Source organism: Sphingomonas sp. ERG5, from assembly GCF_000803065.1.
In the GTDB taxonomy this organism is placed as follows: Bacteria; Pseudomonadota; Alphaproteobacteria; order Sphingomonadales; family Sphingomonadaceae; genus Sphingomonas.
In genome coordinates, this window is sequence record NZ_JSXI01000063.1 from 20,897 (window position 1) to 38,162 (window position 17,266).

Below are 17,266 nucleotides of genomic sequence, written 5' to 3' on the forward strand. Positions count from 1 at the left end.
AGTGTCAGCCCTCGATCTTCGAAAAATCAGCGACCGAATGGACCGCGTCGCGCACCCGCAAAAGCAGCGCGAGCCGCGCGGCGCGCTTGTCCGGATCGGGATCATTGACCGTCACGTCTTCGAAGAACTGGTCGATCGGCCCTCTCAGGCTCGCCAATGCCGCCATCGCCCCCTCGAAATCCTCCGCCGCCACGGCGTCACGTGCGCGCGGCTCAGCGGAATCGAGCGCGGCGACCAGCGCCCCTTCGGCGGGATCGCGGTCATACGCCACAAGCTTATCCTCGGCGGCGGTAAAGCCTTCCTTCTTGAGGATGTTCGCGGCGCGCTTGTACCCGGCGAGCAGGTTGGCGCCGTCCTCGGTGGTGACGAAGGATTGCAGGGCGTGAACGCGGGCGAGCAGGCGGACGAGATCGTCCTCGCCGCCAAGCGCGAACACCGCGTCGATCAGGTCGTGACGGACGCCGGCTTCACGTTGCTGGACCTTGAGGCGGTCGGCGAAGAAGTCGAGGAGTAGTTGTTGGCCTTTGGCAATTTCTTCTATCATCGCCGCGATGTGAGGCTGATCGACCAAGTTATCTAAATATCGTTCTAGCGCTTCACCGTCGAGATCAACCCCTGCCCGATTAAACGCTTCAATGTCATTTTGCGTTTGCGGTTTGCTGAAAGCCCTCATGCGCTGAGGAACCAGAGTCTTCAAAACCTTACGGTAGAGCAACCGGATCGGCAGACGGTGTTGTCCATCAACGAGGAGTCGGATAACCGCCAAAGCTGCGCGTCGTAGAGCAAACGGATCTCGCGACCCCGATGGCAATTCGTCGGCGCCAAAAAAGGCAATGAGAGTATCCAGCTTATCCGCCAACGACACCGCCACCGTTACCGGCGCAGTCGGCACATCATCGCCCTGCCCGACTGGCTTGTAATGATCGCGGATCGCCTCGGCGACTTCGGCGGGTTCGCCCTGCGCGGCGGCGTAATAGCCGCCCATCAGGCCCTGTAGCTCGGGGAATTCGCCGACCATGCCGGTGACGAGATCGGCCTTGCACAGGCGTGCGGCGCGTTCGGCCATATCGGCAAGCTGCGCCCGTTCCTCCGCCGTCATCCCCGCGAAAGCGGGGATCCCGCTGCCTTGTGCGGTTTCCGACGGCGAAGCAGAAGAAGTAGAAGAAGCGGGATCCCCGCTTTCGCGGGGATGACGGGTGGTCGGATCGGCGCCGACAATGCCTTCCTCGACCAGCCACCTTGCCAGCTTCGCGACGCGGTCGACCTTGTCCGCCACCGTGCCGAGTTTCTCATGGAATATGATGCGGTCGAGCTTCTTCGCCTGCGCCTCGAGCGGCACTTTCAGATCGGTCTCGTAGAAGAATTTCGCGTCCGACAGCCGCGCCGCCAGCACCTTGCGGTTGCCGTCGATGATCTTCGCGCCGCCATCGACCGCGTCGATGTTGGCGGTGCACACGAACGCATTGGCGAGCTTGCCGCCCGCATCGCGGCACACGAAATATTTCTGGTTCACCCGCGCGGTGAGCTGGATCACTTCGGGCGGCACCGCCAGAAACGCTTCGTCGAAGCGGCCGAGCAACGGCACCGGCCATTCGGTCAGCCCGGCATTCTCGGTCAGCAGGCCTTCGTCCTGCACCAGTTCCAGCCCGGCCTTGCGCGCGGCCATGGTCGCGCCGAGCGCAATGATCTGGCGGCGTTCGGCCTGGTCGACAATGACATGCGCATCGCGCAATTGCTCGGCATAGGTCGCCGCGCTGGTGATGGTGATCGCAGCCGGAGCATGAAAGCGGTGGCCGACGGTGGTCGCGCCCGAGGCGATCCCGGCGATCTGGCACGGCACGATCGTCTCGCCGAGCAAGGCGATGATGCCCTGGAGCGGGCGGACCCATTTGAGGCTTTCGGTCGAGGCCGAGGCATCGCCCCAGCGCATCGATTTGGGCCAGGGGAAAGCACGGATGATCGCCGGGATCGCCTCCGCCAGCACATCAGCGGTCGCGCGGCCAGGCTTTTCGACCACGGCGAAATAGATGCCGTCACGGTCGATCAGCTGATCCTGCGTCAGGCCGGTCTTGCGCAGAAAGCCTTCCAGCGCCTGGGGCGGTGCGGAGGTCTTCGGGCCCTTGGTCTCCTCCGACACCGCTTCGGTCTGAAGCGGCAGGTCGCGGGCGATCAAGGTCAGGCGGCGCGGCGTGGCGAGCGTTTCGAGCGCGCCGGCCTTCAGGCCCGCCTTGTCGAGCTCAGCGGCAAACAGCCGCGCGAGATCGTCACGCGCCTTGTCCTGCATGCGCGCCGGAATCTCTTCCGAACGGAGTTCGAGCAGGAAATCGGTCATATTGTGCTCCTCCCCGGAACGGGGAGGGGGACCGCGCGCTTCTTCAGCGCGTGGTGGAGGGGGACCTCCACAAGCGTAACGTCCGAGGCACGCCCCCTCCACCAGCTACGCTGGTCCCCCTCCCCGTTCCGGGGAGGATTTAAGAGAGCCGTCACGCCGCCCACCCGTTCTTGTCCATCCATGCCTGGCAGCTGCCCTTCGCCAGATCGCGCACCCGGCCCATATAGGCCTGGCGTTCCGCGACCGAGATCACGCCGCGCGCCTGCAACAGGTTGAAGACATGGCTCGCCTTGATCGCCTGCTCGTATGCGGGGATCGGCAGTTCATTGGCGAGGCAATTCTCGCATTCCGCCGCCGCCTTGCGGAACAGGTCGAACAGCGTGTCGGTGTCGGCGATCTCGAAATTCCATTTCGACATCTCACGCTCATTTTCGAGGAAGACGTCGCCATAGCTCACCGCCGGCACGTTGCGTCCCTCGGGCACGTCATTGTACGCGAGGTCGTAGATCGAATCCTTGTTCTGCAAATACATGGCGAGGCGTTCGAGCCCATAAGTCAGCTCGCCCGCGACCGGCTTGCAGTCGAACCCGCCCATTTGCTGGAAATAGGTGAACTGAGTCACTTCCATCCCGTCGCACCACACTTCCCAGCCCAGACCCCAGGCGCCGAGCGTGGGCGATTCCCAGTCATCCTCGACAAAGCGGATGTCGTGATGGGTGAAATCGATGCCGATCGCGGCCAGGCTGCCGAGATAGAGTTCCTGCAGGTTGGGCGGGCTTGGCTTCAGAATCACCTGATACTGGTAATAATGCTGCAGCCGGTTGGGATTCTCACCATAGCGACCATCGGTCGGGCGGCGGCATGGCTGCACGAACGCGGCGTTCCACGTATCGGGGCCAAGCGCGCGCAAGGTGGTCGCGGTATGGAAAGTGCCGGCGCCCATTTCCATGTCGTAAGGCTGCAGGATCAGGCAGCCATGATCGCTCCAATAGTCATGGAGCGTCAGGATCATGCGCTGAAAGCTCAGCGGCTTGGTGTCGGGACCAGCGGTCACGCGGCGGAAACCCTTCGCAAGTGCGGGATAAAAAGCGCCGCCGCTTTGGCGCATGGCCTCTTTAGGGTCAACTGGCACGGATCGACCGGTGCGATTGAATCGGCGTGATCATCCCCGCCCCGAAGCGCTTTGGAACAGTGCCGCCAGCGCCGTCATTTTCCCGCAGCTGCGGGAGTTGTTGCGGGAGTTTCCGGGGGAAAATGCTTTTTGAGGGTTCTGCGGGAGGCTGCGGGAAAAGCTGCGGGAGTTTTGATGGATCCGCACGGGAGTTTTTCGCGCGTGCTGCGGGAGTGACGGGAAAAAGCGGGCGTGAGAGTCATGATCGGCTCGGTTCCGGGTCTGGTTGAGTCAAATGGTCGGTCGACTGTTCTTTCTTCGCCGCACACAGGATGCGCGCCGGAGAGCGAGCATGATGCCGCCGGCGAGTGATGTGAATCGAACCGAGTGAAGTGAGGGGAGAGGCCATGGCATGTGGCGCGCCCGAAGCGCCGGTGCGGCGATTGACGGCGGGTCGGCTTTGGGCTTGTTAACCATGATGAACCGGGGGCTGGTCGCGCGTAAGCCGGGCTACGGCGTGGGGGGACGGCGCGGTGCGGCCGGGATGGCCGCCCTGTTGCTGGTCATCGGCGCGCAATCCGCCGCTGCCCGGCATATCCCCTATCCGGCGATCCCCGACACGCCGATCGTCACGTCGCGTCATGCGCCGCCGCGAATCGTCTATCCGAAACTGCCGGCCGACGAGCGCGTCACGCCCGACGATTTCGTTTATGACGACGATGCCGAGGATTTGCCGTCGGCGGCGCAACAGGCAGCGCTGATCGACCGGCTGAAGCTGGCGCAGCTCTCGCAGAATTACCGCCCGCACCCCGCCATCTGGCGGATCGCCGATCACGACACGACGCTGTATCTGTTCGGCACGATCCATGTCCTGCCGCCCGGCTTCGAATGGCGCGACGCCGCGGTCGACCGGATCGCCGCCGAAGCGCAGACCCTGATCGTCGAAGCCGTCGATGACGGTGTTGCGGGGAACGGTCTCGCGGCGATCGACTTGCTCACGGGCGCGCAGCGCAAGGGGCTGCGGCCACCACCGCTTGCCGCGCGCGTCTCGCCCAGCCACCGTGCGGCACTGGCGCGGTTTCGCGCGGCACTGCCGCCCCAGGCGAACAGCATGATGGACGCGCTGCCGACCTGGATCGCGGCGGTCGCGGTGTCGTTCGTGCGCGATTATCGCAGCGGCGAGATACCGGGCCCGGGCGCCGATGACTGGTTCGAGGAGAATTTCCGCGCACGCGGCCGCCCGGTCGAGGAAATCGAAGATGGCGCGCAGGTGATGGCGACTGTGGATGCGATCCCGGAAGCCGATCAGCGCCGGATGCTCGACCGGGCGCTCGACGCGCCGCAACTCTCGCGTGCCGAAATGCGCGCCTCGATCCATGCCTGGGCCAGGGGCGAAGTCGGGCCCGGATCAGCGCTGACCGTCGACCTGCAATCGGTCACCGGGTCGGCGGCGCTGTCGGCGCCCTTGCTCACCGATCGCAACCAGGCCTGGACCGGGGAATTGATCCGGCGGCTGCGGACCGGGCGTGGCACGATATTGTTCGCGGCGGGCGCGGGGCATTTTATCGGGCCGGGATCAGTGATCGACCTGCTCGAGCGGCGGGGCATCAAGGTCACGCGTATCCAGTAGTTCGGGCGTTGCCCGTGACGAACCCGATCCGGCACGACCGCCAATCCCGCGCAGCCAGTCTCCTGGGGCCCAATCTCCGGGGGGCCAGTCTCCTGGGGGGGGGCCTTCATCTGGGAACCTGTCACCCCAACTGCGGCGATAACCTTTTTATGATGATGCTTCCGCTAGGCTTTCGCGCAAGACGCCCCCATCTTCCTCCCGATCCAGCTGTTAAGGACTCGAACTTCATGAAGCGTTTCATCGCCGCGCTGATCGCGGCAATCCTGTCGGCAACATCAGCCTGGGCGCAAACCCCCGCCCCCACCCCGTCGCCCAATCCGACAGCCGCACCCGCCGGGAAGGTCGAGGCGGACCCGGCCTTGTGGGTGGTCAAGGACAAGGACACGACGATCTATCTGTTCGGCACCTTTCATGCGCTGAAGCCCAATCTCAACTGGTTCGACGGCCCGGTGAAAGCCGCGTTCGACGCCAGCGACCAGGTCGTGCTCGAACTCAATATGCCGGAGGCGGCCGAAGCGCAGAAGATCATCATGCCGCTTGCAACCGATACCAGCGGCAAGAAGCTGTCCGACAAGATCCCGCAGGACAAGCGCGCGGCCTATACCGCCGGCATGACCAGGCTTGGCCTGCCGCCCGCCGCGGTCGAGCAATATGAACCCTGGTTCGTCAGCATCATGCTGTCGCAAATGGCCATGCAAAAGGCCGGCTTCAGCGCCGAGAACGGCACCGAGGCGCAGCTGACCAAGGCGGCCAAGGCAGCGGGTAAGCGCCTGTCAGGCTTCGAGACCATGACTCAGCAGCTCGGCTATTTCGATACGCTGCCGGAGGCGGCGCAGGTCGTGTTCCTGATGAGCAGCATCGAGGAAGCCGAGGAATTCGGCCCGAAGATCAATGAAATGCTCGGCTATTGGAGCAAGGGACAGGATGTGAAGCTGGGCGAAATGATGAATGAGGACCTGAAGGATTCGCGCTCGCTGTACGATGTGCTGCTGAAGAATCGCAACCAGCGCTGGGCGACGGTGATCGCCGATCGCATGAAGCAGCCGGGCACGGTGTTCGTCGCGGTCGGCGCGGGCCATCTGGCCGGCCCGGACAGCGTGCAGCGCCAGCTCGCCCGCTACGGACTGAAGGCCACCCGAGTCCTGCATTGATCCGTGGTTTTCCTCCAGGGCACCATCGACTTGGGTGGAATAGCCTTCCTCCGTCCGTTCGGGCTGAGCCCGTCGAAGCCCATGCGCTGCGCGTACCCTTCGACGGGCTCAGGGTGAACGGGGGTGGCTTGCTCCACTCCATTCGATCCGCCCTGAGCTTGTCGAACGGCCGTTCTTCTGCGGCGAGAAAGAACGGGGCTTCGACAGGCCCGGCCCGAACGGGGCGAGGGGATTCTGCCCAATCCCCTGTTGCTCGAACAATGTTGCTCCTGCGATGATGCGGCCCTTGCTGGCAGCGGCGATCGCGCTGCTCGTCACCGCCTGCGACCGGCCCGCCATGATCGAGGCGCGGCCGGCGCTGTGGCGGGTGCAGGATCATGATACGACGATCTGGCTGCTCGGCACGATCCATGTACTGCCGCCCGGGGTGAAATGGGAGACGCCGGCGATCGACCAGGCGATCGATGCGGCCGACATGCTGGTGACCGAAATCCCGGCCCAGCCGCCCGAACAGGCAGCGGCGACCTTTGCCGCCGCCGCCCATGCGGACGGGTTGCCGCCAATCGCCGACCGCGTACCGCCCGGGCAGCGCGACCGGCTGAAGCAGGCGGCGCGCGCTGCCGGCCTGTCGGCCGACACGCTGGGCGGGATGAAGAGCTGGGCCGTGGCGGCGACGCTCAGCGGCGGCGAGAGCCGGGCGATGGGCGCGACGATCGACCATGGCGTCGAAGCCGTGGTCGCACGGCGCTTCGCGGCGGCGGGCAAGCCGCGCCGCGCGCTGGAAACCCAGGCCGGGCAATTGGCGATGTTCGATACCTTGCCCGAAGCGGCGCAGCGCCTGTTGCTGCTGCGCGCGATCGAGCAATCCGATGGCTATCACCGCACGCTTGCCGCCTGGGGCAGCGGCGACACGGCCAGGATCGCCGCGACCTTCGAGCCCGGTTTTCGCGGCGCGCCAGCGCTGGAAACCATTTTGGTCACTGACCGCAACCGGCGCTGGTCGGGCTGGATCGCGCAGCGCATGACCGCACCCGGCACGGTGCTGGTCGCGGTCGGCGCGGGGCATCTGGCGGGCGGCACGTCAGTCGTCGCGATGCTGCGGGCGCGGGGGTTGAAAGTCGAGCGCGTGCAATAGTTGCGTCCCGGTCCGCTCTCCCCTATAGCGCCGCGCTTCCGGTCAGGGTCATCCCTGGAGGCCTGACGCGGAAATGACAACGCACACTCGGAGCAAGAATATGAGCGAACAGCTGACGCTCGCAGCCGAGACGCGTGAACAGGTTGGCAAGGGAGCCTCCCGTTCGCTGCGTCGCGAAGGCCGCGTACCCGCCGTGATCTACGGCAACAAGCAAGATCCCCTGTCGATCCATGTCGAGGAAAAGGCGCTGATGCGCCTCCTGATGACGGGTCACTTCATGAATTCGGTCGTGATGATCGATGCCGGTGGCAAGGCTATCCGCACGCTGCCCAAGGATGTCGCGTTCGACGCCGTGAGCGATCGCCCGGTCCATGTCGACTTCCTGCGCATCGGTGAGCACACCACCGTCCATGTCAACGTCCCCGTCGTGTTCACCGACGAGGAAGAATCGCCCGGCATCAAGAAGGGCAATGGCGTCCTCAACATCGTCAAGCACGAGCTTGAGCTGGTGTGCGACGCGGCCCATATCCCGGACGAGATCACCATCTCGCTCGCCGGCCGCGAGATCGGCGATGCGATCCACATCTCCGACGTGGCACTGCCCAAGGGCGTGACCTCGGCAATCAGCGATCGCGACTTCACCATCGCGACGATCGTCCCGCCGACGGTCCCGACCGCCGCCGACGACGAAGCTGATGCCGCCGTTGCCGAGGCACAGGCCGCCGAGTCCGAAGCTGAAGCCGTTGAGGCCGAAGCCGCCGACGCTGGCGAAGCCGCCGAAGGCGACAAGGCCGAGTAAGCCGACAAACCCTCTCCTTCGCGGGAGAGGATTGAACGAGGGGCAGTGGGATGCCGGTCGAAAAGACCGCTTCCGCTGCCCTTTTTCTTGCCTCCCCCTTTTCCTTGCCTCAGGGAGATCGAATGCAACTCTGGGTCGGCCTTGGAAATCCCGGTGCGCACTATGCGCTCAACCGGCACAATGTCGGCTTCATGGTCGCCGACACGATCGCCGACCTGTACGACTTCGCGCCGATCAAGAAGCAGTTCCAGGGCTGGACCCAGGAAGGCCGGGTCGGGGCTGAGAAGATCCTGCTGCTCAAGCCCGCGACCTTTATGAACGAAAGCGGCCGCAGCGTCGGCGAGGCGCTGCGCTTCTACAAGCTCGACATGGATGCGCTCACGGTCTTTCATGACGAGCTCGATCTCGATCCCTTTCGCGTCAAGGTGAAGACCGGCGGCGGCACTGCTGGGCATAACGGGCTGAAGTCGATCGACCAGCATCTCGGCCCCGATTTCCGCCGCGTGCGCATCGGCATCGGCCATCCCGGCCATAAGGACCGGGTGCACGGCCATGTGCTGGGCAATTATGCCAAGGCGGAAATGGACTCGCTCTCGGACCTGCTCGGCGCAGTGTCAGCCGAGGCGCCATGGCTGGCGAAGGGTGACGATGCGCGCTTCATGAGCGATGTCGCGCTCCGGCTCGCCGACTCATGAGCAGCCGCAGCCTGTTCGCCACCCGCTTGTACGAAGGCGCGCTGGACGATGCCGCCTTTGTCGAGGAACTGGATCATGCCTGCCGCATGCTCAGCGAGGACGACCGCGCCGGGCGCGCCTGGTCGAAGGAGCATGGCTATCGCGGCTATACGTCCTACGCCTCGCTCGACGACCTGCCGCTGCGCGACCCGACCTTTGGCGAGCTGGTCAAACGGCTCAACAAGCATGTCGCCGCCTTTGCCATGGATTGCGCGTTCGATCTGGGCGGGCGCAAGCTCAAGCTCGACAGCCTGTGGGTCAATATCCTGAAACCCGGCGGCACGCATTCGGGCCATATCCACCCGCATTCGGTGGTGTCGGGCACGGTCTATATCGCCGTCCCGCCGGGCGCCGGACCGTTGAAGCTCGAAGACCCGCGCCTGCCGCTGATGATGGCGGCACCGACCCGCGACGAGGATGCGCCGGAGGATCTGCGCAGCTTCGTCTATGTCGCGCCGTCCGACGGCACTGTGCTGCTGTGGGAAAGCTGGCTGCGCCACGAAGTGCCGCCGGGCACCGCCAAGAGCGAGCGGATCAGCATCAGCTTCAATTATCGCTGAGGCCGGCATGCGCCGGAATCGAGCCGCGCACCGGGCAGCGGCCGGGGTCGGCGATGCCGCATTAAGCTACTGATATATAATGAATTATGTGAATTCTCCGTTGTGACGGCGACAGGGAGACATGTTACAGGTGGGCGTAACATATCTCCCGCGATCCGCTCTTTCAGGACCCCGCGCGCGGTCCTGTCGCCGATGGCGATTCAACCATCGCACAGGATCGACCATGGATCGCTTGCCGGGCTTGTATCGGCGCGCTCTTTCTTATGGTCGGAAAACAGAATTGCCGCGGCGCGATGAGCGCAGCGGCCTTGTGCATGACCTACGTTCTGCCGACGTCTGATGGTGCGTTCGCGGCGGGGTTCGCGCGTCGAACCGACTCACAGGTGGGATGCTTCAATCCGGGCGGGAAGGATTGACGGCGTGGCATGGAACGCGCCACGCCGCCCGGCTGCATCAGTTGATGACCCTTTTTGCGCTACCATTGGCAGTTAGCTACTGAACAATGACGGGAGATGAAGTGTAAAAATGGATTTCAAGCGAGCATGCCGGAAACCCTGGTAGACTAGGAACATTTCCCACGGTTGGCGGAACATAGGCATGATCCGGATTAGTCCATGAAAACATTATATTACTGGCTCCACATTTTTCATTCATGGAAAACTGAGCCAAGCGCGTAGCTTCTAGCCTATCTATTTTTCCTGAATTTGCAGATAAATATCTAAAGAATATGGGAACCGTAAATACCTTGCAACTTGTGACACTATCAACCTGAATAACCCCAGGAGTTCCCGACAATACCTTCCCATTTAATATAAATGGGCATCCAGGGTTACCGGGACCACCCGCCCCCGGACCTGGTCCCGTAGGGCCGGTGTTAATTAGTATCCCAACCATCGTTATATTGGTACCAGGCGCTGGAGATACTATGTTCTGAGCCGCCGCAGATGTAACGACCGCAGCCATAAAGACCGGCGCGAGTGCCGAAGCAGCAATCTTCGTGATCATTTTCATTTTCGATATCCTCTTCCTATGCGTGATCGATAACAAATCTCCTTGTAGCGCATTTGCGCCATGCTTGATCATCATACTGGACAGACATTGTGACGCACAAAAACTCGTGCGCAGGCGACTCAGCGATCACCTAACGATGATCGATACTGAAGAAAGAACCATATCTTGCTGAGTCATGAGCGGCTCTTTCGACTCGATCACTTTTACCATTACATGTCAGGCATAATTTGTCGAATCGTCACAATACTGCTCTCGTGGAATCAATATTTATAGTCAATTAACTAGGGAAACAGTTCCGGAGCACCCCTATTATTCATCAGTTACTTATCATCAGGCCGAAGCAAAGCTCATTGACGTGGTGATGATCGACATATCGAAACGACGCCTAAGGGGGACAGCGTCTGCCCATTCAACCTGCCCCCCTCGCCAGGCGAAGCAGTCGACTAGACGGATGTTAAGGCGGATCGTCGCGATTTCAGGTATAGCTACCGTCACCGGGGCCAACGACTCGAACGAGGATTCGGCTATGCAGTTGGACGATCGCGAATATCACGAGCAGCGCGCGCAGGCCGAAACGATCCGTGCCCATCGCGCCCTCGACCCCTCGGTCGCGCGCGTGCACCGGACGCTGGCAAAGATGCACGAGGAGCGCGCCACCGGGATCCCCATCGCCGGCGCGCCCGGCCCTTTGTCTGGTGAGTTGAGACAGTCGATCGTCGCGCTGTAACGCAACACTGGCGCTCGGCGTCCGAACCCCCTATCGCGCGTCACCAACCGCCGGGTGGACCGGCTTCATGACGATCAAGGCGACAAGATGGGTTTTCGGTGCGGTATCGTGGGCTTGCCCAATGTCGGCAAATCGACGCTGTTCAACGCGCTGACCGAAACGGCGGCGGCGCAGGCGGCAAATTATCCCTTCTGCACGATCGAGCCGAATGTCGGTAACGTCGCGGTGCCCGACCCGCGGCTCGACAAGCTCGCGGCGATCGCGGGATCGGCCAAGATCATCGAGACGCAGCTCGGCTTTGTCGACATTGCCGGCCTGGTGCGCGGCGCGTCAAAGGGTGAGGGTCTCGGCAACCAGTTCCTCGGCAATATCCGCGAGGTCGATGCGGTCGTCCATGTGCTGCGTTGCTTTGAGGATGGCGACGTGACTCATGTCGAGGGCAAGGTCGACCCGATCGCCGATGCCGAGACGGTCGAGACCGAGCTGATGCTGTCCGATCTCGAAAGCCTGGAAAAGCGCGTGCCCAATTTCGCCAAGAAGGCGGCGCAGGGCGACAAGGAAGCGAAGATCGCGGTGTCAGTGCTGGGCCAGGCGCTCGAGCTGCTGCGCGAGGGCAAGCCGGCGCGGCTGACCGTGCCGAAGGACGAGGAAGAAGCGCGCGTGTTCGCGCAGGCGCAACTGCTCACCTCCAAGCCGGTCCTGTATGTCTGCAATGTCGATGAAGGCGATGCGGCGAACGGCAATGCGCTGTCGGCGCGCGTGTTCGAAAAGGCCAAGGCCGAGGGTGCGGAAGCGGTGATCGTCTCCGCCGCGATCGAGGCCGAGATCGCGACGATGGCGCCGGAGGAGCGCGGCGAATTCCTGGCCGAGCTGGGCCTGGAGGAAACCGGCCTCGCGCGCGTGATCCGCGCCGGATACTCGCTGCTCCATCTGCTCACCTTCTTCACCGTCGGCCCGAAGGAAGCGCGCGCCTGGACCGTGCATGTCGGCGCCAAGGCGCCACAGGCGGCAGGCGAGATCCACACCGATTTCGAACGCGGCTTCATCCGTGCCGAGACGATCGCGTATGACGATTATGTCGCGCTGGGCGGCGAAAGCGGCGCGCGCGATGCGGGCAAGCTGCGGTCCGAAGGTAAGGAATATGTCGTGCATGACGGCGATGTGATGCTGTTCCGCTTCAATGTGTGAGCGGACGCCATCGCCGGATAATGGCGTCATACGGGTGACGCGGAACTGAAGCAGGAGGCGGTGATGCATTGGACCAGCCGTATCATCGCCGCCCTGCTTTGCGTGGCGCTTCAGGCCTGCGTCACCGCGCCGGCCAACACGCCGGCGCCGCCGGTCGCGGCGGAGGTTCGCGCGCCGGTGACGATCCTGGTATCGATCGACGGCTTCCGGCCGGATTATCTCACGCGCGGCGTGACGCCGGTGCTGTCGAGGCTGGCGGCGGAAGGTGTGACCGCGCCGATGCGGCCGTCCTTCCCGTCCAAGACCTTTCCCAACCATTATACGCTCGTCACCGGGCTGCGTCCGGACCACAACGGCATCGTCGCCAATATGATGGAGGATGCAGCCCGCCCCGGCGAGACATTCACCATGGCGACCGACGACCCGTTCTGGTGGAACCAAGCCGAGCCGCTCTGGGTGACGGCGGACAAGGCGGGGATCCGCACCGCCACGATGTTCTGGCCCGGATCCAATGTGCCGGTCGGTGGCACGCGCGCGGCGAAATGGCCCAATGCCATCACCGGCGGCGCCCGGCCCGATGACTGGCAGCAGTTCAACCAGGCCGTGTCGGGGCATCAGCGCGTCAATGCGGTGATCGACTGGCTGCGCCGCCCGGCCGCGATCCGGCCGCGTTTCGTGACGCTCTATTTCGATACGGTCGATACGGCGGGCCATCTGTACGGCCCCGACGATCCGCGCATCACCAAGGCCGTGGGCGAGATCGACGCGACGATCGGCGAACTGGTCGATGGATTGAAGGCGCTGGGTCAGCCCGCCAATCTGATCATCGTCGCCGATCACGGCATGGCCGCGACCAGCAGCGAGCGCGTGGTGGCGCTCGACAAGGTCGCCGACCCCGCGGACTATCGCATCGTCGAATATGGCCCTTATGCCTCGCTCGCCGCCATTCCGGGGCATGAGGCCGCGCTGGAGCAGCGCTTGCTCGCGCCGCACGCGCATATGCAATGCTGGCGCAAGGCCGACATTCCCGCGCGTTTCGCTTATGGCAGGAACCCGCGCGTGCCGCCCTATCTCTGCCTCGCCGAGACTGGCTGGCTGATCAACAAGAGCGCGCCGACCGAAGCCTCGGGCGGCGGCACCCATGGCTATGACAATGCCGACCCGGCAATGGCCGCGCTGTTCATCGCCAATGGCCCGGCCTTTGCCCGCGGCCATACCCCGCCCGCCTTCGACAATGTCGACATCCAGCCACTGCTTGCCGCCACGCTTGGCATCACGGCGCCAAAGGGTGATGGCAGCCTGGCGACCTGGGATGCGGCGAAGCGCTGAATTCGGCACTTGCGCAAAGCAGGTTTCATTGCGAAACTGATATTATGCAATATTTCGAAGACATCGCCATCGGCACCAAGTCCAGCTTCGGCAGCTATCAGGTCACGCGCGAAGAAGTGGTCGCTTATGCCGAGCGGTTCGACCCGCAACCCTTCCATCTGTCCGACGAGGCAGCGGCGAAGACGCATTTCGGGCGCCTCTCGGCCAGCGGGTGGCACACTTGCGGCATGGTCATGTCGATGGTCGTCGCCAATCTCAAGGCCAACAAACAGGCTGGTCTTGGGTCGCCCGGCGTGGACGAACTGCGCTGGCTGAAGCCGGTCTATCCCGGTGATACGCTGCGCTGCGAGACCGAGGTGCTTGAGAAGCGCGCCTCGCAAAGCCGCCCGGAAATGGGCAGCTTCCGCACCAGGATGACGGTGCTGAACCAGGACGATGTGCCGGTGATGAGCTTTACCTCGATCGGCCTGGTGCAGACGCGGCCGAAGAGCTGAGCGCAACCGGGAAGCCGTTCCAGGGCCTGGCGCCGAACGACATTCCCGTTCGTTTCGAACGAAGTCGGGAAACCATGCGCGGCACTAGTGGCCTGTTTCTCGACTTCGCTCGAAACGAACGGAGAGTGGGGGCTTAGAGCGGCTTCGAGCTGAGTTGATCCACCCCTTCCGTTCGCCCTGAGCTTGTCGAAGCCTGCCCTGAGCGCCTGCCTTAGCAGGCAGTCGAAGGGGGCCGCTCTTCTTCGGCTGCCTTTGCCGCAAGAGAGAACGAGGCTTCGACAAGCTCAGCCCGAACGGGGGAGGGTGATTCCGCGCAACCCGACGCTGCTCTCGAGTCTGCCGATTTAAAGAGAGACGGCCCGATCGACGGGGCTCAGTGCCCCTCGAAGGCGACCAGCGACGTCACCTCGATACCATCGGCGCGCAGCGCGTCAGCGCCGCCCAGATCGGGCAGGTCGACCAGGAACTGCGCCTGCGTGACCACCGCGCCCGCCTTGCGCAGCAACCGTACCGCGGCACGGGCCGTGCCGCCGGTGGCGATCAGGTCGTCGATCAGCAGGATGCGCGCGCCAGGCGCGCAGGCGTCGGCATGGATCGCAATCCGGTCGCTGCCATATTCCAGGGCATAGTCTTCGGCGATCGTCGCGCCGGGCAGCTTGCCGTCCTTGCGGATCAGCAGGACGCCAGCCTTGAGCGGCAGCGCCAGCGCGGCGGCGAAGAGGAAGCCGCGCGCCTCGATCCCCGCGACCAGATCGATCTTGCCGATGGTCGCCGCCGCCATCCGCTCGACGCTTTGGGCCAGGCCATCCGCATCAAGCAAAAGAGTGGTGATGTCGCGGAACATGATCCCCGGCTTCGGAAAGTCGGGGATCGTGCGGATCAGCGCCTTCAGATCATCATTCGCACCGTTTGACACCTCAGTGCTTAACGTTGCGCCAGACATTCTGATACGCACCCCAGGCGAGCACGCAGAAGACCAGCAGGAAGCCGATCACCGCGAAGCCGGTCTGGCGACGGGCCTGCAGCTTGGGTTCGGCGGTCCAGGTCAGGAATGCCGCCACGTCTTCGGCCATCTGCGGGACGGTCGATTTCGTACCATCAAGATAGGACACCTGGCCCTCGGCGGTCAGCGGTGGCGCCATCGCGAGGTTGAGGTTCGCGAAATAGGGATTGTAGTGCAGCCCCGGAGGCGTCTTCGAATCCGGGAACTCCTTGAGCAGCTTTGCCGGCTGATTCTGGAAGCCGGTCAGCAGCGAATAGACATAAGCCGAGCCGTCATGGCGCGCCTTGGTCATCAGCGACAGATCGGGCGGGATCGCATTGTTGTTCGCGGCGCGCGCGGCGACATCATTGGCGAACGGCGACGGGAAGCGATCCGACGGGATACCCTTGCGCGTCGATGCTTCGCCGGTGTCCGGATTGACCGTCGGGATCGTGTCGAAGCCGGCGGCGAAATTCTTCACCTGCGCTTCGTTATAGCCGATGTCCTGAAGGTCGCGGAACGAGACCAGGCGGAGCGAGTGGCACGCCGAGCAGACTTCCTTGTAGACCTGCAGGCCGCGCTGCAGCTGACGGTTGTCATATTTGCCGAACACACCGTCCGAGGCGAGCTTCAGCTCCTTCGGATGAAGGTGGAATTCATGCTCGGCGGTCGCCGCCGGCGGGTCAGTGACCACACCATAAACGGTGCTGCCGAGTGCGAGCAGGAGCACGCCGGCAAAGGCGACCCCGACGAGCAATGCGATGAAGCGAACCATGTCGATATCCCTCTTGTTCGCTTACGCCAGCGCGGACGCGGCTGGGCTGGTGCCGCCATGCTTCGACAACACCGCTTCGGTGATCGAATTGGGCAGCGGCCGCGGCCGTTCGGAACGCGCGATCATCGGCATGATGATCAGGAAGTGGGCGAAATAATAAGCACCGCAGATCTGGCTGAGGATCACATAGATCGGATCAGCCGGCGACCCGCCGCAATAGCCGAGGATCAGGATGTCGAGCATCAGGATCCAGAAGAAAATGCGATAGGTCGGGCGGTAATTGGCCGAGCGCACCGGCGAGCTGTCAAGCCAGGGCAGGAAGAACAGCAGCAGGATCGAGCCGAACATCGCCAGCACGCCCCACAGCTTCGCCGGGATGATGAAGTCCACGGTGAAGGCGCGCAGGATCGCGTAGAACGGCCAGAAATACCATTCGGGCACGATGTGCGCGGGCGTCGAAAGCGGGTTGGCCGGGACATAATTGTCCGGATGGCCGAGATAGTTCGGCGCAAAGAACAGCAGCACGGCGAAGATCAGCAGGAAAATGCCGAGCCCGAAGCCGTCCTTGGCGGTGTAATAAGGATGGAACGGAACCGTATCCTGTTCACCCTTCACCTCGACGCCGGTCGGGTTGCTCGATCCCGGAATATGGATTGCCCAGATGTGCAGGATGATGACGCCCGCAATCACGAACGGCAGCAGGTAATGGAGCGAGAAGAAGCGGTTCAGCGCGGCATCGTCCGGCGCAAAGCCGCCGAGCAGCCAGATGCGGATCGTCTCACCCACCACGGGTATCGCCGAGAAGAAGCCGGTGATGACCTGCGCACCCCAGAAGCTCATCTGCCCCCAGGGGAGCACATAACCCATGAAGGCGGTCGCCATCATGAGCAGGAAGATGACCACGCCGAGCAGCCACACCATCTCTCGCGGCGCCTTGTACGAGCCGTAATAAAGACCGCGAAACATGTGGATATAGACGACGATGAAGAACATCGACGCGCCGTTGGCGTGCGCATAGCGCAACATCCAGCCGCCATTGACGTCGCGCATGATGTGTTCGACCGAATCGAACGCCACGCCGCCATTCGCCGCATAGTGCATGGCGAGGACGATGCCGGTGATGATCTGGATGCCAAGCGCGGCGCCGGCGAGGACGCCGAAGTTCCAGAAATAATTGAGGTTGCGCGGCACGGGATAGCCCGCGCCGACAGCGTTGTAGACGAGACGGGGGAGCGGCAGCCGTTCATCGACCCACTTCATCAGCGGGTTGGTCGGCGCATAATGCTTGGCCCAGGGAAAGCTCATATC

15 protein-coding genes are annotated in these 17,266 nt (G+C 63.4%); 10 read left to right on the plus strand and 5 right to left on the minus strand.

Going from position 1 to position 17,266, the window contains the following annotated elements:
* Positions 1-4: 4 nt before the first annotated feature.
* Positions 5-2,332, minus strand: coding sequence for a glycine--tRNA ligase subunit beta (glyS, locus tag OO12_RS19760; protein WP_034160461.1), 2,328 nt, complete (start codon positions 2,330-2,332; stop codon positions 5-7).
* 151 nt (positions 2,333-2,483) lie between these two features.
* A complete protein-coding gene (locus tag OO12_RS19765) occupies positions 2,484-3,344 on the minus strand; it encodes a glycine--tRNA ligase subunit alpha (RefSeq protein ID WP_034160650.1) in 861 nt (286 codons plus the stop codon).
* Positions 3,345-3,918: 574 nt separating this feature from the next.
* Here OO12_RS19765 and OO12_RS19770 point away from each other — a divergent pair.
* The 10 genes from OO12_RS19770 to OO12_RS19815 all read left to right on the plus strand — a co-directional run bounded on the left by OO12_RS19770 (position 3,919) and on the right by OO12_RS19815 (position 14,201).
* Positions 3,919-5,073: a TraB/GumN family protein gene (locus OO12_RS19770; RefSeq protein ID WP_235364899.1), complete on the plus strand. Its 1,155-nt coding sequence runs from the start codon at positions 3,919-3,921 to the stop codon at positions 5,071-5,073.
* A 227-nt stretch (positions 5,074-5,300) separates the two neighbouring features.
* Positions 5,301-6,224: a TraB/GumN family protein gene (locus OO12_RS19775; protein WP_034160462.1), complete on the plus strand. Its 924-nt coding sequence runs from the start codon at positions 5,301-5,303 to the stop codon at positions 6,222-6,224.
* A 274-nt stretch (positions 6,225-6,498) separates the two neighbouring features.
* Positions 6,499-7,359, plus strand: coding sequence for a TraB/GumN family protein (locus OO12_RS19780; RefSeq protein ID WP_235364900.1), 861 nt, complete (start codon positions 6,499-6,501; stop codon positions 7,357-7,359).
* 100 nt (positions 7,360-7,459) lie between these two features.
* A complete protein-coding gene (locus OO12_RS19785) occupies positions 7,460-8,158 on the plus strand; it encodes a 50S ribosomal protein L25/general stress protein Ctc (protein ID WP_034160463.1) in 699 nt (232 codons plus the stop codon).
* Positions 8,159-8,280: 122 nt separating this feature from the next.
* Positions 8,281-8,853, plus strand: a complete 573-nt coding sequence (gene pth, locus OO12_RS19790) for an aminoacyl-tRNA hydrolase (protein WP_034160464.1) — start codon at positions 8,281-8,283, stop codon at positions 8,851-8,853.
* Complete coding sequence (locus OO12_RS19795; protein ID WP_034160465.1) at positions 8,850-9,452, plus strand: TIGR02466 family protein; 603 nt, start codon at positions 8,850-8,852, stop codon at positions 9,450-9,452. Before pth ends, OO12_RS19795 begins: the two co-directional genes overlap by 4 nt.
* A 1,537-nt stretch (positions 9,453-10,989) precedes the next feature.
* A complete protein-coding gene (locus OO12_RS19800) occupies positions 10,990-11,190 on the plus strand; it encodes a hypothetical protein (RefSeq protein WP_034160466.1) in 201 nt (66 codons plus the stop codon).
* An 87-nt stretch (positions 11,191-11,277) separates the two neighbouring features.
* A complete protein-coding gene (gene ychF / locus OO12_RS19805; protein ID WP_034160653.1) occupies positions 11,278-12,378 on the plus strand; it encodes a redox-regulated ATPase YchF in 1,101 nt (366 codons plus the stop codon).
* A gap of 63 nt (positions 12,379-12,441) precedes the next feature.
* Complete coding sequence (locus OO12_RS19810; protein WP_034160467.1) at positions 12,442-13,707, plus strand: alkaline phosphatase family protein; 1,266 nt, start codon at positions 12,442-12,444, stop codon at positions 13,705-13,707.
* Between the two features lie 44 nt (positions 13,708-13,751).
* Complete coding sequence (locus OO12_RS19815) at positions 13,752-14,201, plus strand: MaoC family dehydratase (protein WP_034160468.1); 450 nt, start codon at positions 13,752-13,754, stop codon at positions 14,199-14,201.
* Positions 14,202-14,574: 373 nt separating this feature from the next.
* Here the strand turns inward: OO12_RS19815 and OO12_RS19820 are convergent, their stop codons facing one another.
* The 3 genes from OO12_RS19820 to OO12_RS19830 are packed head-to-tail and all read right to left on the minus strand — an operon-like array spanning position 14,575 to position 17,263.
* Positions 14,575-15,117 (minus strand): adenine phosphoribosyltransferase, encoded by a 543-nt coding sequence (locus OO12_RS19820; RefSeq protein ID WP_034160469.1) that lies wholly within the window; start codon positions 15,115-15,117, stop codon positions 14,575-14,577.
* Between the two features lies 1 nt (position 15,118).
* Positions 15,119-15,958 (minus strand): cytochrome c1, encoded by an 840-nt coding sequence (locus OO12_RS19825; RefSeq protein ID WP_034160470.1) that lies wholly within the window; start codon positions 15,956-15,958, stop codon positions 15,119-15,121.
* 21 nt (positions 15,959-15,979) lie between these two features.
* Positions 15,980-17,263, minus strand: coding sequence for a cytochrome b (locus OO12_RS19830; RefSeq protein WP_034160471.1), 1,284 nt, complete (start codon positions 17,261-17,263; stop codon positions 15,980-15,982).
* Positions 17,264-17,266 lie beyond the last annotated feature (3 nt).